Origin of the sequence: Desulfosediminicola ganghwensis (genome assembly GCF_005116675.2) — a bacterium.
Lineage (GTDB): Bacteria > Desulfobacterota > Desulfobulbia > Desulfobulbales > Desulfocapsaceae > Desulfopila > Desulfopila ganghwensis.
On the sequence record NZ_CP050699.1, the window covers coordinates 2,618,249 to 2,638,436 of the forward strand.

At 50.4% G+C, this 20,188-nt stretch carries 14 protein-coding genes and 2 riboswitches; of the genes, 11 read left to right on the forward strand and 3 right to left on the reverse strand.

Annotated features, from left to right (window positions below):
• Position 1: 1 nt before the first annotated feature.
• The 4 genes from FCL45_RS11155 to FCL45_RS11170 are packed head-to-tail and all read left to right on the forward strand — an operon-like array spanning position 2 to position 5,119.
• Positions 2-1,090, forward strand: a complete 1,089-nt coding sequence (locus tag FCL45_RS11155) for a branched-chain amino acid ABC transporter permease (protein ID WP_136796883.1) — start codon at positions 2-4, stop codon at positions 1,088-1,090.
• Complete coding sequence (locus FCL45_RS11160) at positions 1,077-1,841, forward strand: ABC transporter ATP-binding protein (RefSeq protein WP_136796882.1); 765 nt, start codon at positions 1,077-1,079, stop codon at positions 1,839-1,841. The genes FCL45_RS11155 and FCL45_RS11160 overlap by 14 nt, the downstream gene beginning before the upstream one ends.
• Positions 1,841-3,937: an ATP-binding cassette domain-containing protein gene (locus FCL45_RS25005; RefSeq protein ID WP_167495733.1), complete on the forward strand. Its 2,097-nt coding sequence runs from the start codon at positions 1,841-1,843 to the stop codon at positions 3,935-3,937. The genes FCL45_RS11160 and FCL45_RS25005 overlap by 1 nt, the downstream gene beginning before the upstream one ends.
• Positions 3,938-3,967: 30 nt before the next feature.
• On the forward strand, positions 3,968-5,119 hold the full coding sequence (locus FCL45_RS11170; RefSeq protein ID WP_136796881.1) for an ABC transporter substrate-binding protein: 1,152 nt from the start codon (positions 3,968-3,970) through the stop codon (positions 5,117-5,119).
• Positions 5,120-5,195: 76 nt separating this feature from the next.
• Here FCL45_RS11170 and FCL45_RS11175 read toward each other — a convergent pair whose 3' ends face one another.
• Entirely contained in the window at positions 5,196-7,076 is a 1,881-nt protein-coding gene (locus FCL45_RS11175; protein WP_136796880.1) for a sodium:solute symporter family protein, read from the reverse strand.
• Between the two features lie 137 nt (positions 7,077-7,213).
• Positions 7,214-7,430: riboswitch (cobalamin riboswitch) on the reverse strand.
• 500 nt (positions 7,431-7,930) lie between these two features.
• Here FCL45_RS11175 and FCL45_RS11180 point away from each other — a divergent pair.
• Positions 7,931-8,980 (forward strand): ABC transporter substrate-binding protein, encoded by a 1,050-nt coding sequence (locus FCL45_RS11180; RefSeq protein WP_167495732.1) that lies wholly within the window; start codon positions 7,931-7,933, stop codon positions 8,978-8,980.
• Positions 8,977-11,946 carry an ATP-binding protein gene (locus FCL45_RS11185; RefSeq protein WP_136796878.1) on the forward strand — a complete coding sequence of 990 codons (2,970 nt, stop codon included), beginning with the start codon at positions 8,977-8,979 and terminating at the stop codon, positions 11,944-11,946. Before FCL45_RS11180 ends, FCL45_RS11185 begins: the two co-directional genes overlap by 4 nt.
• Before the next feature lie 27 nt (positions 11,947-11,973).
• Here the strand turns inward: FCL45_RS11185 and FCL45_RS11190 are convergent, their stop codons facing one another.
• The gene (locus tag FCL45_RS11190) at positions 11,974-12,333 is read right to left on the reverse strand and encodes a hypothetical protein (RefSeq protein WP_136796877.1); all 360 of its coding nucleotides are present in this window, start codon (positions 12,331-12,333) and stop codon (positions 11,974-11,976) included.
• Between the two features lie 161 nt (positions 12,334-12,494).
• Positions 12,495-13,538, reverse strand: coding sequence for a YeiH family protein (locus FCL45_RS11195; RefSeq protein ID WP_136796876.1), 1,044 nt, complete (start codon positions 13,536-13,538; stop codon positions 12,495-12,497).
• Positions 13,539-13,668: 130 nt separating this feature from the next.
• Between FCL45_RS11195 and FCL45_RS11200 the strand changes: the two genes are divergently transcribed.
• The 5 genes from FCL45_RS11200 to FCL45_RS11220 all read left to right on the forward strand — a co-directional run bounded on the left by FCL45_RS11200 (position 13,669) and on the right by FCL45_RS11220 (position 20,062).
• Positions 13,669-14,586, forward strand: coding sequence for a LysR family transcriptional regulator (locus FCL45_RS11200; RefSeq protein ID WP_136796875.1), 918 nt, complete (start codon positions 13,669-13,671; stop codon positions 14,584-14,586).
• A 140-nt stretch (positions 14,587-14,726) separates the two neighbouring features.
• Positions 14,727-16,160, forward strand: a complete 1,434-nt coding sequence (locus FCL45_RS11205; protein WP_136796874.1) for an alkaline phosphatase — start codon at positions 14,727-14,729, stop codon at positions 16,158-16,160.
• 107 nt (positions 16,161-16,267) lie between these two features.
• Positions 16,268-17,458, forward strand: coding sequence for a YibE/F family protein (locus FCL45_RS11210; RefSeq protein ID WP_167495731.1), 1,191 nt, complete (start codon positions 16,268-16,270; stop codon positions 17,456-17,458).
• Between the two features lie 185 nt (positions 17,459-17,643).
• A riboswitch (molybdenum cofactor riboswitch) is annotated at positions 17,644-17,777 on the forward strand.
• Positions 17,767-18,786, forward strand: coding sequence for a GTP 3',8-cyclase MoaA (gene moaA, locus FCL45_RS11215; RefSeq protein WP_136796872.1), 1,020 nt, complete (start codon positions 17,767-17,769; stop codon positions 18,784-18,786). Its footprint overlaps the riboswitch before it by 11 nt.
• 67 nt (positions 18,787-18,853) lie before the next feature.
• On the forward strand, positions 18,854-20,062 hold the full coding sequence (locus FCL45_RS11220) for a molybdopterin molybdotransferase MoeA (protein WP_136796871.1): 1,209 nt from the start codon (positions 18,854-18,856) through the stop codon (positions 20,060-20,062).
• The last annotated feature ends 126 nt before the right edge of the window (positions 20,063-20,188 follow it).

Here is a 20,188-nt window from a genome sequence, read left to right on the forward strand (position 1 = left end):
TATGTCGGCTAGAGAAAAACTATTTTACTCTGTCTATCAGCACCGAACCGGGCTGACTGTCTTGCTGGTATCTGCGGTATTACTGGTTTACCCGCTTTTTGAGGACAATCCCTATACACTGGGTATTTCCAACCTGATCGCCATTAACGTCATCGTGGTGTTGGGGCTCAACCTGTTTATTGGCTATGCGGGCCAGATTTCGCTGGGGCATGCCGCGTTTTTCGGGCTTGGTGCCTACGGATCTGCCATCGCCACCACCACTTTTGGCATATCACCCTGGCCTGCCATGTTGCTGGTGGCAACGGTTGTTGGCCTGATGGCACTGGTGCTGGGTATTCCTATATTGCGGCTCTCAGGTCATTATCTGGCCATGGCCACGCTCGGCTTTAATTTTACGGTGCACGCGGTTTTTCTGGAGTGGGATGAGCTCACCGGCGGGCCCAGCGGTTTCTACGGCATCCCTTATCTTGGTTTTGGTGATTTTCGTTTTGATGATGAGGTGCGGCTTCATTATTTGCTCTGGGGCTGCGCCATACTCTGTCTGCTGCTCTGCCTGAATCTGGTTCGAAGCGGTGTTGGCCGTGGCTTTGCAGCATTGGCTGAGGATGAGACCGCCGCCGCGGCGCTTGGAGTCGATACCCGTAGCGCCAAGGTGAAAGTGTTTGTGCTGTCAGCGGTGATGGCCTCGTTTGCAGGTTCACTCTTTGCCCACTGTTACTCGTTTATCAGCCCGGACTCGTTTGGCATTTTCACCTCTACAGATATGGTCATCATGGTGGTTGTCGGCGGTATGGGCTCTATATGGGGGTCTCTCTTGGGAGCCGGGTTGATCACCATCCTTCCGGAGTTCATGGACATATTCGAAACCTATAAGGATTTCGTGCACGGTGCGATTCTGGTGCTGGTGCTGATGTTTCTGCCCCAGGGGCTGGTAAGCGGTATCGCTCATGAGTTCAGGGTGAGAATGACTTTGCGAAAACATGCAAAAGACCAGGCAGCCGGGAAGAAGGTGGAACACAACACTCAATTGAAAAACAGTGATATGTCCCGGAGCATTTATAAGGAGGGGCAGAAAAATGTTGCAGCTTGATGGTCTCTCAAAAAACTTTGGCGGCCTGCCTGCCCTGTCTCAAGTCTCGTTTACGGTGCCTGAGGCAAAATTAACAGCGCTGATCGGTCCCAACGGAGCAGGGAAATCGACCCTGATACATTGCATAACAGGGGTGTTGCCCTCATCCGGTGGCTCTATTTTTTTCAAAGACCAGGAGATTACAGGATTATCGGCTCACCAGATCAGTCAACTGGGGATAAGCCGCACCTTCCAGAATCTGAGGCTCTTTCCCAGGCTGGATGTACTGAACAATGTGCTGACGGGTCTGACCAACCAGGGCGGAACCTCAATGCTGATGGCCATGCTGCGACTGCCGTATCTCAGGCATCGTGAGCGACAGTTGAAACTCAAGGCGCTGGAAGCGCTGGATCGCTTCGAGCTCGGCGAAAAGGCGAGCTGGCCTGCTGAGGTGTTGGCCTATGGAGATAAAAAGCGGGTGGAATTGGCCCGGGCAATAGTCGGTAAACCCGATTTGTTACTTCTCGATGAACCGGTGGCTGGGCTGAACAGCCAGGAAACGGCCGCAGTGGGTGAACAGCTGAAAATGCTTCGACGCAAAGGCCACACCATCCTGCTGGTGGAGCACGATATGGAACTGGTGATGGATATCGCCGATCAGGTGGTGGTGCTGGACAGCGGTCGCTGCATTGCAATCGGTACCCCTGAAGAGGTGCGGAAAAATCCACTGGTGCTGGAAGCGTACCTGGGGAAAATGGAGGCCACTGCATAATGACGCCGATGTTGAAAATAGAAAATCTCACAGCTCACTATGGTGCAGCCCAGGCACTTTTCGGGGTTGATCTCGATGTTGCAGCGGGCGAGACCGTCTCGCTGGTTGGTGCCAATGGTGCCGGTAAGTCAACGCTGCTTAAATGTCTGCTCGGCCTGGAGAAGCCCACCGGTGGCCGGATACTGCTGGATGGTGAGGATATCACCAGAACCGGCCCTGCCAGGATGGTACGACTCGGTGTCAGCCTTTCTCCTGAAGGTCGCGAGGTCTTTGCCGAGCTTTCAGTGCTCGAGAACCTTCGGCTCGGAGCGGTTCCTCTAAAGCTCTCCCGCAGGGAAGAAGAGCGACGGCTGGCAGGGGTGTTTGATCGGTTTGCCAAGCTTTACGAGCGAAGGGAACAGAGCGCAGGCACACTGTCCGGCGGTGAGCAGCAGATGCTCGCCATGGGCCGAGCGTTGATGGCGAAACCGCGGTTGTTGTTGCTGGATGAGCCAAGCCTGGGATTGGCACCGCTTATCGTCGATGACATTTTCGCCATAATCCGCCAACTCGCACGTGCAGGTACCACCATTCTGCTGGTGGAGCAGAATGCAGCACGGGCACTGTCGTCTTCTGACAAGGCCTACCTGCTGGCCAACGGAAAAGTAGTTGAGCAGGGAGAAAGCGCCGCGCTGCTCAATGATCCCGCTCTACGCTCTGCATTCTTAGGAGCGGCAAGTGATGAAAAGCCTGCAGCCAGCCGTCTTGGGGCTGCGGGTCTGACTAATATACGTTTGGAGAAACCCGCAATGCATACCAGAAATTTTATGCCTGACTTTGCCGGCAGGGAGGAACTCGAGGCCCATCAGCTGAAAGGGTTGAAGTGGACCGTTTCCCACGCCTACGAGGGTTCGGCCCATTATCGAAAAGCATTTGAAGAGGCCGGGGTGACGCCGGCCGATATTGAAAGCCTTGCCGACCTGCAGAAACTCCCCTTTACCACGGCCGACGATCTGCGTGATGGCTACCCGTTTCCGCTCCGTTCGGTGCCGTTCGAGCAGCTGGTACGGGTTCATGCCAGTTCCGGCACCACCGGTAAACGCAAGGTGCTTTGTTATACGCAAAAAGATCTCGATGACTGGATCTACTTTTTTGCCCGCTGCTATCAGATGGCGGGCGTGACGCCTCTGGACAGGGTGCAGATTGCTGTTGGTTATGGTGTCTGGACCGCTGGTATGGGTTTTCAGTTGGGGGCAGAAAAAATAGGTGCTTTGGCAGTTCCAATCGGGCCTGGCAATATCGATATGCAGATTCAGTTTCTGCTCGATTTCCAGTCGACTGTATTTTGTTCGACGGCATCCATGGCTCTGCTCATGGCCGAAGAGATCCATAAACGGGGTATTGCCGACAAGATCGCGGTGAATAGGATTATTTACGGTTCAGAGCGCTCCAGCCGCTCCATGCGACAGAAGATCTCTGACCTTTTTGGGGGTGCAGAGCTGTTTGATATTACGGGGTTAACCGAGTTGTATGGGCCTGGTACCGGGATAGAGTGCTCCGATCACGACTGCATTCACTACTGGGGTGACTATTATCTGCTGGAAATTCTTGATCCGCAGACACTGCAACCAGTGGTTGACGGTGAATGGGGTGAGATGGTCATTACCACCCTCTGCAAGGAGGGATCACCTCTCATTCGCTATCGAACCAGAGATATCACCAGAAAGATACCGGGGGCATGTACCTGCGGTTCTGTCCTGCCACGTCATTCACGTATCAGGGGGCGGTCCGACGATACCATCAAGTTTCGAGGGGTGAATATTTACCCCTCCGGCATCGACACTATCCTGTCGGCGGTGCCCGGATTGGGTTCGGAGTACCAGATCCATCTGCGACGGGACGACTCGGGCCGTGATCACATGAATCTGGTGGTAGAGCGGGCTGAAGGGGTAGGGAATATACGTGTTCATGACCTCATTCAGGAAGTGGTCCATCAGGTTAAAAAGCAGTTGCTGGTTTCGGTAAAGGTAGAGGTAACGGAATATGGTGGTTTGCCGCGCTCGGAGCGGAAGAGTCAGCGCGTGTTCGACAATAGAATACAGGATGAAATCGTCTGATAAACACAATTGAGAAAGAGGGGAACGAGTATGAAACGATTACTGGCAGCATTGACCATGATACCGTTGCTGGCCCCCGCGGCTTTTGCCACGGAGACCATCAAGCTCGGTGCGTTTTTCGATCTTTCCGGCCGGGCGGCTTTTATCGGAACGCCGACGAAGCTGGTCGCCGAGATGGTGGTGGAGAAAATAAACGGAGAAGGCGGTATTAACGGCAAAAAGCTGGAGCTGATCATTGCCGATACCGAGGCTAACCCGGCTAAAACTGCCTCCATTGCCAAGAAATTCATCCACAAAGAGAATGTGGTTGCCATTATCGGTCCAACCCTGACCGATACAGGTATGAATGTAAAAAAGGTTGTGGATAAGGGCCAGACCCCGATCTTTATGACCGTTGGCGGTGATCCGGTGATTATGGGTGGTAAGTTCGGCCCATATAAGTACGTTTTTAAGTCACCACAGCGTTCAAGTATCGCCGTAGGACGACTCTTTAATTATTTGCAGGAAAAAGGGCTGAGCAAAATCGCGCTACTTTCAGCCGCAGATGGTTTTGGTAAAGATGGTGCCCGCTGGATGGATAAACTGGCTGCAGAATATGGAATCGAGATCGTTGCCCGCGAATCGTTCGGTACCCGGGACACTGACATGACCGCCCAGTTGACCAAGGTGAAGAATGCTCAACCACAAGCCATTGTTGCCTGGACAATCGGCCCGGCAGGCTCCATTATTGCCAAAAACAAGGCACAGTTAGGTATTGAACTTCCACTTTTTCAGTGTCATGGTCTGCCTGATCCCAAGTATATCGAGCTTGCCGGCAGCGCCAGTGAAGGAGACCGGATGCCTGCCACCAAGCTGATGGTGGTGGACGAACTGCCGGATAGTGACCCGCAGAAAGCCATTATTCAGGAATTTGTAACTCTTTATAAAGAAAAAGGGTACGATACACAGTTCCCGATCAACACGCACTCCGGTTACGCCTGGGACGCTATTATGATGGTGGCAAACGCGATTGAAAAGGTGGGTACCGATCGAGAGGCGATTCGGGCTGAGATTGAAGGGACGAAAAACTATATTGGTATCTCAGGTATCTATAATATTACCGAAGAAGACCATAACGGACTGGGAGTGGACTCCATGGTCATGGTGCAGGTGAAAAATGGTCAGTTTGTAATGGCCAGATAACCTGCGATTCTCTTCGAGTTAAAAAAATGCCCCGGTCGCATATGCGGCTCGGGGCATTTTTTTTGTATGGCCCTGTTTAATGAGGTGCTTCTGCACTTTGCATGATTTCATCGTACGCACGTGCCAGCTCACGTTTCAGCTCATGGACCGGCCTACCGTAGCCTTCAATCTCAAGGTAACCTTTCTGCACAGTTTCCCCGCAGGTGAAAGAGACGCAGGATTGGATCTCGGCTTCCGTACATCTCCGTATCGAATCCTGACCAGAGAAAACGATCCAGTGGGCAAAGCCCTGTGGAATGAGATTTACAATGCTCTGCCAGGTAAGATCCCGGGGCAGAATGACCTGGGCGCGAAGGTAAATCTGGTCCTCCTCGACGCGTTCAGTAATAGTCATTTCACGGGGGAAGACCGGCTCAGGGAAATTGTTTTGAGGGGCTGCTGCTGCCAATACTTTACCCTCATCGGCAAAAAATGGTGCCAGCCTGAATGTCGGCGATGGAGCGGTAACGAGAGATACACCAACATAAACGAGTCCACTGACAGCCATGGCGACTATAACGCCATGTCCCATCAGGATTGGATGCACAGCCTCAAGTGCGGGTGGCGCTCCGGGCAGGGTGTTGAACAGATCATAGGCTACAAAAGCGCACTGACTTAAAAAGCCGGTGCACATGGAAGCCCCTGCTCCTGCTGCGGTTCCTCCTTTCCAGTACATACCTCCCATCAACGCGAAAAAATATGAGGCACTGGCTATGAAGGTGGCGATATGGATGGCGTCGATAATCGAGTCAATCAGAAAAGAGCCAATGGTGGCGCAGGCGATGATAAGGAGCACACTCAGCCTGTTGACCAGCATCATTTCACTCATCGATGCTGCGGGATGGAAGAGTCGTTGATATATATCACGGGCCACGCATGAGGCACCAGACGCAGCAAAAGTGTCGGCGCAGGACATGGCAGCAGCAGCAAGCGCTACAGCGCAGAGGGCCACGATAATATCTGAATAGTTCTGACTGACGATGAAATGCAAAAGAGCAGGCTCTGCCTGGGCCATTCCCATGGGAAAGCCGGCCGCGGCAATATCAGGATAGATGTTTCTCAGGCCCAGAGCTATGAAGGCACAGCCTCCGAAAACAAGAGTGACCAATAAAGAGCCGAAGAGCATGCCGTTGCGTGCTGACCGGGAGTCTCTTGCTGCCCATACTTTCTGCCAGGGGTCTTGTTCAGTTATCCAGCCGGGGATGATGGCAACGCTAAAGATGAGTACCATAGGCAACCCGATTGAGAGTGGGTTCCACCAGTCCGCACCTGTGGTTGTAACCATGGTTGATATCGCCTGGCTGCTGGTTTCAGCGCCATTGCCCATGACCAGGACCGAGAAAATCAGCACGAAGAATGACAGGCAGAGAAACTGCACAGTATCGGAGGCAATGACCGCAGACAGGCCACCCAGAGTAACATAGACCGCGACGGATAATCCTACTATCAATGCAGCCTGCAGGTTGGATATGCCATAAAAGATTTGCAGCACCATGGCAAAGCCCTTGATGTCGGCCACGGCAAAGAGGATCATTACCACGATGATGATCATAGCCACAGGAGTGCGGATAAATGAACCATAGCGGATTTCCAGCAGTTCGGGCTGGGTCATGGCTGGGATTGATCTGATCTTTTTGACCAGAAGAGCGATAATCAGGAGTGCGATAATATTTGGGGCCACAAATCCCCAGACAGAGCCCATGCCAAGAAGGATAAAAAAGCCGATAACCGCCAGCATGGCTCCGGCGGTCAGCCAGGATGCGGCTGCGGAAAAACCAATGGAGAACGTTCCGGCGCTCTTGCCGGCCAATAGAAAATCCCTCACGGTTTTTTGCCTCCGGTTAAAGTAGTAACCCGTGGCGATGAGGAAAAAAATGTAGGCTCCAAAAAGAACCAGAAATATCGAATAGCTGCTCATACTCCCTCCCGGCAACCGAGGGCGACGCTCAATACTGTTATCAGACGCCGCGATGCTGTTGCCAATCTGGTGCCGGAGGGAGATAGAAAAATCCCCGAACCGACAAGTGTCAGCCCGGGGATTTACCATCTCTCCGAGAACAATAGGCTTGGCTGGCAGATATTCTGACTCGTGGATCACCCTACTTACCGCACCTTCCCGTACCGTTTACCCGATTTCAACCTGAAATTACAGCACAGTGGTATATGCGGTGTTCGTCCTCACTCACAGCGGCGGGTCCGTTCCGGAATTACACCGGATTCCCTGCGGGAACTGACCAATGGTTGATCAGCTACCCGGATCATTTAAAGATCACCAGTAAGCATTTGTAGTGTTTGTTGCTAAGCCCTTGATTCTGATTATTATGTTTCCGGAACCCGGCCTATTTATCCTGCAGAAATAGTGTATAAAAAAAAAATAGTCAAGCCGGTTTGTTGCCTGATATGTTAAAGGATTAATTGAACTCTTCGGGGATTATAGTCATCTTTATTACGGGCGCTGCCGGGTTATGGGAAAATGGTATCGTCGATTTTTGGAAAAAAATAGTGTTTTCAGGGTTTTGATAGATTTTTTTCAGGAGATGCTGATAAGGAGAAAGGGACCATGTTTCTGTTGTTGACTGCTGGGGAGTAGTTTACATTCAACTCCAGTTTGTCGATAAAAGCTGCGATGACAGTCTGATGTGGCAATGGTTTCGTGTAGGTAGGCTTCTCTTTTATTTAAATGAGTAGAGCGTTATGATCTCTGTATATGGGCATAAGGTTTTGTCAGGATTGAGAAAAAAAGCAAATGTAAGTTTGGTGTGTTCCCTTTGGGTGCTGGTACTTTTTTTGCCGCATGAGGGGGCCGCTCAACTCTCAGCATCTTCTCTGGCGATAAAGAAACTCTTTATCGTCCACAGTTATGAAGCGGGGCACCTCTGCGGTCAGCCCCAGCATGACGGTGCAATAGCGGGCCTGGCCAGATCAGGCTGGATTGTGGATGAAAATCTGGTTGTGCGCACCTATTATATGGATACCAAGCGTACCAATAATAGGCCAGCTCTTATTCAGCAGCAGGCAATGCTGGCCATGCAGGAAATAGAGCAATATCAGCCTGATGTTGTTCTCACCCTTGACGACAACGCGTTTAAGACTATTGCTCTTTCACCTAGGATGAAAAACCGGATCTTTGTCTTCAGCGGGATGAACGCTCAGCCGGAAGAATATAACCTCCGACTTAACTTTATGGTTAGCCGCGAAAAGCCAGGTGGCAGGATTACCGGTGTGTATGAAAAGCTTTATTTCTTTGAAGCGGTGCGAGTGATGTCGATCATGCATGGATATAACAAAATTCTGGTGCTGGAGGACCTTTCGCCGACAGGTAAGGCTATTTCCCGGCAGGTTGATCTTGAGTTGTCCTTGCCTGGAGATCAGTCGGAGCGAAACGTTGTCGGCGAGGTGGCCAGGAAAAAAGTTCATTCCTGGGAAGAGTTTCAGGAAATTATTGCCGAGGTAAACGATGATCCGGAGATTGGTGCAATATATCTGGGCACGCTGTTACTCCACGATAGTGCCGGGGAGACCTATGCTGCAGAGGAAATTATCGATTATTATATATCCCATTCTAAAAAACCTGCCATAGCCTTGAATTATGCCTTCATCAAGCAGGGATTGTATGGTGGTGCGACTGTCGACTTTTTTGCCATGGGCAAGCTTGCGGGGGAGAAAGTTGCGAGAATCTTGAGCGGAGTGGAAGCCGGTGTGCTGCCCATCGAAGATGCACCAAGAGTGGCGCTGGTCTTCAACCTTCAACGGGCTGAATCGCTTGGTTTGGAGATTCCTTCAGATATCCTGATGGCGGCGGACGAGGTATTCAGAAAGTGATACGAGAATTGCAATCCTCTGGATTGGGCTCCAGAAAAGCGTCAACCCTGGTCACATGGACAATTATCGGTCTGGTAATCGTCTCTATTGTCGCTGTCTACGGGATTCTGTATTTCAGTTTTGCAAAAAGTCTCACCAGTGAGTTCGAAGACCGGGTTGCTGCAGAGGCAGGCAAGGCCGGGCTTGCTATCGATAATCGTCTCAACAGGGTCAAGACCCGTTTAAAAGCTCTGTCGCTTGATAATACCGTGCGCGTAACCCTGATGCTTGGAGCCACCAGACAGCTGGATGAGTATCTGCGGGAAGTCTACTCATATGATAATGAACTGCATTTTGTTGTTCAGGACAATGACGGCAATACCTACAGGGCCTTTGAGGAAAACTACTGTGCTGTACCCTTTAAAAAAGTTTTTACCAAACCTGCCGGCAGCTTCGGTATTGTAGATATTCTGGAAAAGGGCGAGGTGCTCATAAGCTATCATCTTCCGGTGATGCGACAGAGGAAAAAAATTGGTGCGGCGGCAGCGGTGTATCATCTGCAACGTGATATTTTTCTCAAAAATATCATCCAGAATCTGAAGGACCAGCAGTTGGTCATGGTGAGAGACGGTGTGGTCTGGGATGCCCTGAATGGCAAGGTCACTGACTTTACAGTTCAGTCGATGCAGGGGGCAGAGAACTTCATCGGGGCACATTATCTCGATGATGGTGACCATGTTGCGATGTCGATCAGCCATTTGCCGGGGCTGTTTTTCGTCTCCAGTCTTGATCAGCTGGAACAGGCCAAAGCAAAGGTCATCCTGAGTTTTTTGCTGACCGGGATAGCCCTGACGATAATTGCCCTCGTCGTCTCACGTTTACTGAGTTACATCCTGGTTCAGCCCATGCAGAAGCTCTCCTCGCTGGCGTTGAAGATCTCTGAAGGGAAGGGCGGGTTCTCAGAAGAGATCGGCCATACGGGTATCGTGGAAGTCGAGCAGTTGAAAGACTCTCTGAATCGGATGGTCAACTATCTCCAGCAGGCCAGGGAAAGTGAGCGTTATCAGACCCTTTTTGAGGGTGTAGCGGACATGGTTTTTATCCACAACCTTCATGGGGAACTGGTTGAGTTAAACGGGGTGACGTTGAAAATGCTGGGTTACTCCCGCGAGACCCTGCTCAAGAAAAATTTCCGGGAACTGGTCCCCGAATCTGAGCGTGACGCCATTGATGAAACGTTCGGACAGATCCTTCCTCTTCAAAGTGAGTTGTTTTTTACCACCAGGCTGTTGGATCAAAATAATTTGGCAATAGACGTGGAGTGTCATGCCAGGCGCATACAATATAACGGTCAGGATGTGGTGCTCAATGTGGTCAGGGATATTTCTGCCCGGGTCAGAGCGGTTAAGGCGCTGAACGAGTCGCAGCAGAGACTGCTGACTGTTATGGATAGTATTCATGCCACGATTTATGTCGCCGATCTCGATACCCATGAAATTCTGTTCATGAACAGACAAATGAAGCAATCCTATGGTGAGAATTTAGAGGGCCGCAAATGCTACCAGGTCACCCGCCGCTTATCGGAGCCCTGTAAGCACTGTACCAGCAGTGCCCTGAGAAAAATGCACGATGATGGTAAACGGGAAATTATCTGGGAGGGGCAGAACCCGATAAGCAACATCTGGTATGTCAATTATGACCGCATCGTCAACTGGATTGATGGACGTGAAGTGAAGATGCAGATTTCATTTAACATTACGCAAATGAAAGAGCTTGAAATCAAGCGTGCACAGGCTGAACAGCAACTGCGTCGCAGCCAGAAGATGGAGGCAATCGGTGCTGTTGCCGGTGGTGTGGCCCATGACCTGAATAATATTCTCACAGGCGTGGTGAGTTATCCTGATTTGCTACTGATGGATATGCCCGAAGACAGCCCCATGCGCAGCGTGGTAATGACTATTCGGGAGACAGGGCTGAAGGCTGCGGCAATTGTTCAGGACCTGCTGACACTCTCCAGGCGAAGTGTGGTACGAAATAAGGTTGTCAACATCAATGACATCATCAGGAATTATCTGAATAGCCCTGAACATCAAAATCTGCTTCAGGAGTTTTCAGAGGTCAGGATTGAACTTGATCTGAAGCCGGATTTGCTGAACATTCTGGGTTCTACAGTTCATCTTGCCAAAACGGTAATGAACCTCATCTTTAACGCCGCGGAGGCGATTGAAGGGCCAGGGACAATCAGCATTTCCACTCACATGGAGACAATCAACGGTAGGAGCCTTTCGTCAACAGTTGAGCCCGGCGAATATGTAGTGCTTGTTGTCTCGGATGATGGCTGCGGTATTGATAAGGATGACAAAGAACGAATATTTGAACCGTTTTTCAGCAAAAAAACGATGGGCAGAAGCGGAACCGGGCTCGGTATGGCAGTGGTGTGGGGGACTGTAGAGGATCATGAGGGCCATATCGACCTGACTTCCACTCCGGGCGACGGTTCGACCTTTACCCTCTACTTTCCTGTGACCAGAAAAGAACTGTTACAGGAGCAGCTCCTTGTAGCGCGGGAAGAGTTTACCGGTAAAGGTGAAACCATCCTGGTGGTGGACGACCTGCTGGAGCAGAGGGAGATCGTTTCCATGATGTTTTCCCAACTTGGCTATACTGTGAAAACCGCCGGCAGCGGAGAAGAGGCGATAGAATATCTGCAGACCAGCAAGGTTGATCTGGTAATGCTGGATATGATAATGGAAAATGGTTTGAATGGCTTGGAAACCTATCGTGAGATCCTTAAACTCCACCCGTTCCAGAAAGCGATAGTCGCCAGCGGTTACACAGAAACCGATCAGGTGAAAGAGGTCATTCGCCTGGGTGCTGGCTGTTATATCAGGAAACCGTATCTTTTTGAGGAGATTGCCTCGGCGGTAAAAGCGGAACTGGCCAAGGAGTCGTCGGAACTGTTGTTGAGTTCAGGTGAGGTGAATTAGCCCCGAATATCTCATGAGAAACCCAGGTTAGCATTCACGGGTCTGGTAAAGAACCCAGATCGAATATGCTCCGAAGGCTGTGCCGAACGGGATATTGGTAAGGTTCAGGAGCGAAAATATCCACAACAGACTTCTTGCCCAACGCGTATTTATGGTAAAACCGCGCGCGACAAGGATATGCAGTACCCCGAAGAGTACCAGCGGGATAAGCACCACCGCACCGGTGGGCGAAGCCGCAGTTGCAGATGCAAAACCAGAATTGCCTTGATTGAAGAAGGCGGTTGTTCCCATCACCAGAAAAGCGACAGCACCGATCAGGTAAAGAACACCAAGAACTTTCAGGATAAAACAGACTATGCGTACATGCTTTCCGGCATTGGCCGCCATCTGATCTCCATTGGCCGAAAATATTGGCGGGCCGATTCTGTTACGGCCTCCCTTAATTTGTACCTACTGCAATTCTATGTAAAAAAGTTTCTTTCTTGCAAACAATTCCTTCCGTATTGCGGTTCTCAGGGTTGTAACTCAATTTTTGTGGGATATTCTGCCTAAAGCCAGTTGGTGAAGAACATCGTTGCCAGGTAACCGAAGCCGAATAACCAGACAAAAAGGATAGCAGCCAGATAAATAGGGGCAGGACCGACTTTTTTGAGTTTGCTGAAGCTGGTCTCCATGCCCAGGGCACACATGGTCATGGTGAGCAGGAATATATCCAGATTATTGATGAAATCAACCATTCTTACCGACAGCAGGTTGAGTGAGTTAAAGCCCACAACGGCGAGAAATATCACGGCGAACCAGGGAATTGCAAAACCTGTACTGCCATCTTGAGCGTTGGCGTTTTTTCTGGTGAAAATCAGGCCAACGATAATCAACACCGGTGCCAACATGAGCACCCGGATCATCTTGGTAATGATAGCGTTACTGCCTGCCGTGGTCGAGATATCACTTCCAGCCGCTACTGCATGGGCTACCTCATGGATTGTGCCACCGACAAACATTCCGTAGGTCTTTTCGTCCATCCCCAGCAGCCCGCTTTTGTAGAGAAATGGCATCAGAAACATGGCTATGGTGCCGAAAACAACAACTGTAGCCACTGCAATACCACTCTTATGGGATTTGGATTTCAATACCGGCTCAGCCGCAAGGATCGCTGCAGCCCCACAGATCGAACTGCCGATGGTGGTGAGAAAAGCGGTGTCCCTATCCATCTTGAGCAGGCGAGTACCGGTGAAATAACCGAGCAGCAGCGTGGAAACAATCATGGTGCCTGAAAGGGCTATGCCTGGAAGACCTACGGCAAGGATGTCCTGAAAAGTAAGGCGGAACCCATACAACACAATGGCAAAACGAAGGAGAGGTCTGGTGGAAAAGGTGATTCCTGGCAGCCAGGTGGTTGGCATATGTGAGCGCAGGGTATTCCCGTAGGCGGTCCCGAGCAGAATGCCGATGATCAGGGGACTGAGACCAAGGGTGATTATCAGTGAATGTTGTGAAATAAGGGTTGCTGACATGGCGAAAAGGGCCACAAACCACAACCCGTTCAACGTCTGTGCCGAAGGGAGTTGTGATGATCGTAGTGATAACTGCATGATAGTACTCCATGGTTATTGAAATGTTGACCGCAATATAGAGGAGGAGTATGGTTCAGTCAAATTGATAGTTTTTTGCTATTGGCTAAAATGAATTTAATCAAGCCGATTCTCTTATAAGGTGGCATATATGGATATCACTCTCAGGCAGGCGGAATTGTTTCTGGCTCTGGTACGCACCGGTAAAATCCAGAGTGTGGCGCATGAATTCTATCTGACACAATCGGCTGTTTCCACAGCCATCAAGCGATTTGAAGAGGCGGTAGGGGTTCCGCTTTTCGATAGGGCTCATAAGAAGATAACCGTGAACAGCAATGGTCAGGTACTGGCAGAAGAGTTGACACCGGTGTTGAAGCGATTCCAAGATGTCACCTTGATGTTTAAAACCGATTGCATCTCGGGCAGACTCGAAATCGGTGCCAGCCAGACAATGGCAGATTATCTCTTCCCCCAGATGCTGTATGATTTTCAGCTTCGTCACCCTAAGGCACTGATCTCAATTAAAACCGGTAACTCCAGTGAGGTGGTTCACGAGGTGGAAGCTGGAATGGTGCCAGTCGGTTTTATTGAAGGAGAGGTGTTGAGCAGGACTTTAGATATCACCCGTATTGGTTCTGAAGAATTGGTGGTGGTTACTTCAGACAAAGAATTCGCAGGGGCAAAACAGTATACTATCGACGAACTGCTTGATTACCGCTGGGTTTTGCGTGAGAGCGGCTCAGGAACGAGAGAGGCCTTTTTACATCAGCTCAAGGAAAAGGGACAGCAGCTGAATCTCTTTATGGAACTGGATCAGATAGAATCGATCAAGAACGTCTTACGCAACCCCGGCACCCTGAGTTGTCTCTCCCAGCATGCGGTAATGCGGGAAATGGCGCGTGGGGCGCTGTATCCTGTACAGGTCTCAGGGCAACGTTTTATGCGGAATTTATACCGGGTGATGCATCCTCGACAGTCGGTAACGCTTTTGATGCAAGCAGTTTTCGAAGAGGTGGAGGCGGCAATTACAGGAACCGGGCACATGTCGGTTGATAGTGAAAAATCATAACACAATGTCACTAAGTGGTATTGTGTTGATATTAAACGAAATATAATAGTTCGCTAACAGAAATACGGTTCATTGCTGATGGTTGATAGAGGTTTTTGTTGAGACAAGTAAAACCACAAATCCATTCAGGAGAATAAACAATGCAAGGAATCAAGAAAACCGTTGGCCTGTGTATGGTGGCTCTGTTCATTTCCGCACCGGCCATTGGCGCAGAGCAGCCCAAGTATGTCTTTTATATGATTGGTGATGGCCTCGGTGCTTCCCAACGGCAGTTCAGCGAGTTTTTTGTTCGCGAGAAAGAGCAGGACAACAGTAAAGAGTTACTGATGAATACCTTTGAGGTGGCGGGTCTGAACAGTACCTATGCTGCCGATACCCTGATTACCGATTCTGCAGCTGCAGGCACCGCGCTCGCTTCCGGTGTCAAGACCAATAAAGGGGTTATCGGTAAGGATGCCAAAGGCAATGATGTGAAAACCCTGGTTGAAGCTGCCGAGCTTGAGGGTATGGCAACCGGTATCATCACCACCACCCGCCTCACCCACGCTACTCCGGCTGCGTTCGCCGCACATAATATCTCCAGAAACAATGAGAACGAGATCGCCGAAGACTACCTGAAGAGTGGTGTGGACTTCCTGGCGGGAGGAGGTATCCGCCATTTCATTCCGAAAAGTATGAAGATCGAAAACGGTGATGCCATTGGCAAGACTATCAAGTCCAAGCGTAAAGATGAGAAAAATCTGGTAGCAGCCTTTCACCAGTCCGGCTATAGCACCTTCATCGGCATGGAAGGGGCCAAAGCATTCGGTGCGACTGATTTTACCAAGGAAGAAAAGGTGGTGGCGCTTTTCACGTACACCCACATGCCGTATGAGATTGAGCGAATAAACACGTACAGCGCGGTTCCATCACTGGCTGAGATGACTCAGGCCGGTATCGAGGTTCTGCAAAAGGATAACGATGGCTTTTTCATGATGGTTGAGGGCGGTCGTATTGACCACGCTGCCCATGCCAATGATCCCACCGGTGTTATCTACGATACCATTGCATTTGATGAAGCTATAAAGGTTGCCTATGATTTTTACCAGCAGCATCCGAAAGAGACCCTGATCGTCGTTGTTGGCGATCATGAGACCGGCGGCATGGGGCTTGGTATGGATTCAAAAGGATATAAGCTGGACATGAGCCAGTTGCTCGCCACCAGGATCAGCGTGGAGGATACTCTGGCCTATGGTAAAGGACAGTATAAAGGTGACAAGGCTGCATACCTCGCTTTTTTGAAAAATGAGTTTGGCCTCGACAACCTGAACGAGAGTGAGGCGGCCAGGCTTGAGCGGGCCATGACTGATGCCGATGCAGGGCAAACCTCAGGCTATTACAAAGTGAATCCGGCGGCCCTTACTGCGGCGCACATCCTCTCCGAGCGCGCCAACATCAACTGGACCACCACTATCCATACCGCAACCATGATTCCGATGTCTGCCACCGGTGTAGAGGCCCAGCGCTTTGCAGGCTTTAAGGATAACACTGAGATCGCCGATACCATGGCCGATTTGTTGAATTTCACTCTGTAATGAGCCGTAGGCTGTTTTGATCACCCGGTTGTTCTGTTTGTATGCACTGGAAAAGGCCTGCTTCCAATCGGAGCGGGCTTTTTTCGTTTTTCCTCTCTGGATGCAATATGTATAAAAAGCTTGGTTCACATCTGCTTCTGCTGGTTGTAATAGTATCTGTAATTGTTGCTTATTATTCATGGTCTGGTGTCTCTGTTCCAATGAATGCTGAGGTGGAGGAGGTGCGGGCAGAAGTTCTTCTTGTAGACAATTCGGAGGTTCGTTCTTCAGGTCTGTCCCACATCGGTTATCAGGAACTTGAGGTCACGCTGCTTGAAGGGAATTTCGCAGGAGAAAGTGTTTCAGCAACCAATAGTCTGGTAGGGCAGAGCGATATCGAGAACATATTTAAACCAGGTGATGAGATTATCGTTGCTGTGATTTTGGAGGAGGGTGGCATTGCCCATGTCAAGGCAGTTGATCTCTACAGGCAGGATGCTCTTTTGCTGTTGTTTGGTATTTTTGTGTTGGCCCTCCTGTTGTATGCCGGAGTGGTCGGCATAAAGGCGCTGCTCTCCTTTATGTTCACTGTTCTCATCATCTGGGAAGTGCTGGTGCAGCGGATTCTGGCTGGTCACGACCCGCTTATGACGACAACTCTCACCCTGGTGCTTTTATCGGCGGTTATTATTTTTCTGGTAGCCGGGTTGAACAGAAGAGGGGCCACTGCCTTTATCGGTACTATCTGCGGGCTCTGTGTCACCTTGTTGGTGACCTGGCTTTTCTGCAACAGGGTGGGGCTGTTTGGTATGACCCAACCCTATGTGAACGCATTAGTTTTCAGCGGCTACTACCAGCTCGATATCAGAGAAATTTTCTATTCGGCGATTATTTTAGGAGCTTCCGGGGCGTGTATGGACATCGCTATGGATATTGCGGCTTCCATGGATGAGGTAAAGCTGAAAAAGCCTGAGATAACTGCCTGGGAACTGGTTCAATCAGGCTTCAATGTTGGTCGCCATGTAATCGGTACCATGGCAACCACCTTGTTGCTGGCGTACTCGGGTGGGTACCTGACTTTGCTGATGATTTTCCAGGTGAAAGAGCCAAGCATCATGCGCATGCTGAATTTGAAGATCGTCGCAGCTGAGATTATGCGCACGCTGGTTGGTTCTATCGGTCTGGTGTTGGTCGCGCCAATCACGGCGTTGGTTGGGGGCCTGATTATTTCCGGATATTTTACCAAGAGGGTACGGCTTCTCTCTTCGGGTCGACAGGAGCATATTGCGTCGGAGTCCAGGGTGAACCACAAGATCTAGTCTTATAGGCAGCATGTTATATTTACAATTTGCTAACTGACTTGCGTTGATAACCTGGCTGTCAGATTAGGGGAGTATAACCTTTTCGTGAAATTGTTCTGTACTGGCCTTGCAATGTCTTATCTTTTTATGTAAATGTACTGCAGGTAAAGGCTATAGAGCGAGAGGCTCTGTAGAGCGCCTGAAATTACATATAACTCCGAGCTGAAAGGCCTAAATTTCCGTGCTTAAATGCGGAAGAACGGCCTGATGCCGATAGGGTTGCGTTGGAAACGATGTTGCCTTCCGAAATTTGAAAAGGAGTCTGCATGAATGCACGAACCTGCCAAAGCTGTTCCACCGATATTTCGCCATTAATTGATTCATTCGGGCGTAAAGTTACCTATCTCCGTCTCTCAATCACCGATCGATGTAACCTGCGTTGCCGCTATTGCATGCCGGAAGACGGGGTTAATGTGCTTGACCATAAATCGATACTTTCCTACGAGGAGATGGAGCGTCTCTCGAGGATTTTCGTAAGTCTGGGGGTCAATAAAATCCGGATTACCGGCGGTGAACCTTTTGTTCGCAAAGGGTGTCTGGAGTTTATGGAGCGTCTCAAAGAGCAGAGCCCCGGCTTGAGTCTTCACCTGACCACCAACGGTGTTGCAGTCGGGCCGTATTTGCAGGGCTTGAAAGAGTTAGGCATAAAAGGCATTAACCTGAGCCTTGATACACTTGATGCCGAGCGCTTCAAAGAGATTACCCGCCGCGACAAGCTGGAAAAAGTGCTGGCTGTGTTTCACGAAATCCTCAGGCTTGAACTGCCCCTGAAAGTGAATGCCGTTGTTCAGGAAGATACCGGTGATGATGAGTTGCTCCGCATGGCGCAGTTGGTTAAGGATTATCCGGTGGCGATGCGTTTCATCGAGCTGATGCCTTTTTCCGGCGCTGAAGAACATCACGTTATCGAGATGTCCCAGACTCTTGAGTCGCGACTGTTCAAACTCTTCCCAGGGCTCACCGAGCTTTCCTCAAAACATGTTGAGACCGCCCGAAAATTCTCACTGCCCGGTTATGCCGGAACCCTGGGAATCATCGAGGGTGAATCCCGAAAATTCTGTGCCACCTGTAATAAACTTAGAGTGACCTCGAGCGGCATGATGAAAAACTGCCTCTACGACCAGGGAGCATTGAACCTGCGCGATCTGTTGCGGGCCACTCCCGATGACTCAGAAGTTGCCGGTGAAATTCGTAAAGCGGTGAGCAAAAAACTGAAGAACGGCATGGAGGCTGCCAAGCTCAACGGGAATAGCAGCGAAGATTCCATGGCCTCCATTGGTGGTTGAGAATTTAACGCCATTCACCAAAAGCACGTAGTTACCGCGGACAAGCTTAACCTTTTGAGGATGATCTATGATATCGGTACCTGAGGCTCTTTCACTGCTCCGTGAAAACCTTCCAGAACCCAAAGTGGTATATGTGCCAGTAGAGGAAGCACTGGGACGCAGGTTGGCAGAAGACATAACTTCCCCCGAACCATCTCCAAGGTATACCAGTTCTGCCATGGACGGCTATGCTGCGCGTTGGCAGGATGTTCAGAATGTAAGCGAGTTGAATCCCGCACGTCTTACGCTTGCTGGTGAAAGCCGGGCTGGTGTGCCCTATGAGGGTGTGGTAGCCATTGGCGAGGCTGTGCGAATCAGCACCGGTGCGATGCTGCCCGATGGCGCGGATACTGTTATCAGGGTCGAGGATACCAATGAACAGGGCGATGTCGTTCAGATTATGGCATGCAGAAAACAGGGGCAGGACGTCCGCTATGCCGGTGAAGAGTTCGTTGCCGGGACAGTGATTATGGCCCATGGTCTGGTTGTTACCGCCAGGCAGGTTGCCCTGTTGTCGGCGGTTGGTGCTCATCAGGTGCCAGTATATGATACGCCCCGTGTCTCACTCTTTATCACCGGTACCGAACTTGCTCACCATGGGGATGGTGATATCAAACCCTATCAGGTTCGTGACTCGAACGCGCCGATGCTGAAATGCGCCGTGCGTGAAGCTGGTGGCACCCTGGTGAATTGCATGCACGTAGAAGATGACCTGGAAACCACTGTCGATTCGATGGCAGAAGCCCTGGAACATAAAAGTGATATTATTCTTTGTTCCGGTGGTGTTTCGGTGGGCAGGCATGATCATGTTAAAGAGGCGGCAGAACGTGTGGGCTTTCAACAACTGTTCTGGAAAATACGGCAAAAGCCGGGAAAGCCTCTTTTTGTCGCTAAAAAAGGGCGGACCCTGTTGTTTGGCCTGCCGGGTAATCCGGTGTCGGCCTTTATGTGCTTCCAGAATTACGTGATTCCCAGTCTGGCCGCTTTGCAGGGTGTCGATTATCTGAAGAAATCTCTTTCAGCACGTGCCGAGGTGGCCATAGAAAACAGCGGCAGCCGTACCGATTTCATCCGGGTAACAATCCGGGATGAGCCCAATACTGTCCCCACCGTAAAACCTATCCCGCAGCAGGGCTCCCATATGCTGACCTCCATTGTCAAAGCCGATGGCTATATTGTGGTAGAGCCAAAAACAACCTTGCAACCGGATGACTTAATTGAAGTGTTCAGGTTCTGATATCTGATTGCTTGCCGCAAGGGTTGGCGCATTCAGCCAGCTCTTGCAATGAGTAATTCCCTCCGTATTTTTCTTGCCCGCTGTATTAACCTGTGCTCCTCGTCACAGCCGCGAAAATGCAACTCG

Bases quoted from the DNA above. Each gene is read 5' to 3' on its own strand.
- FCL45_RS11155 (WP_136796883.1), top strand. From the start codon at position 2: ATGTCGGCTAGAGAAAAACTATTTTACTCTGTCTATCAGCACCGAACC.
- FCL45_RS11160 (WP_136796882.1), top strand. From the start codon at position 1,077: ATGTTGCAGCTTGATGGTCTCTCAAAAAACTTTGGCGGCCTGCCTGCC.
- FCL45_RS25005 (WP_167495733.1), top strand. From the start codon at position 1,841: ATGACGCCGATGTTGAAAATAGAAAATCTCACAGCTCACTATGGTGCA.
- FCL45_RS11170 (WP_136796881.1), top strand. From the start codon at position 3,968: ATGAAACGATTACTGGCAGCATTGACCATGATACCGTTGCTGGCCCCC.
- FCL45_RS11175 (WP_136796880.1), bottom strand. From the start codon at position 7,076: ATGAGCAGCTATTCGATATTTCTGGTTCTTTTTGGAGCCTACATTTTT.
- FCL45_RS11190 (WP_136796877.1), bottom strand. From the start codon at position 12,333: ATGGCGGCCAATGCCGGAAAGCATGTACGCATAGTCTGTTTTATCCTG.
- FCL45_RS11195 (WP_136796876.1), bottom strand. From the start codon at position 13,538: ATGCAGTTATCACTACGATCATCACAACTCCCTTCGGCACAGACGTTG.
- FCL45_RS11200 (WP_136796875.1), top strand. From the start codon at position 13,669: ATGGATATCACTCTCAGGCAGGCGGAATTGTTTCTGGCTCTGGTACGC.
- FCL45_RS11205 (WP_136796874.1), top strand. From the start codon at position 14,727: ATGCAAGGAATCAAGAAAACCGTTGGCCTGTGTATGGTGGCTCTGTTC.
- FCL45_RS11210 (WP_167495731.1), top strand. From the start codon at position 16,268: ATGTATAAAAAGCTTGGTTCACATCTGCTTCTGCTGGTTGTAATAGTA.
- moaA (WP_136796872.1), top strand. From the start codon at position 17,767: ATGAATGCACGAACCTGCCAAAGCTGTTCCACCGATATTTCGCCATTA.
- FCL45_RS11220 (WP_136796871.1), top strand. From the start codon at position 18,854: ATGATATCGGTACCTGAGGCTCTTTCACTGCTCCGTGAAAACCTTCCA.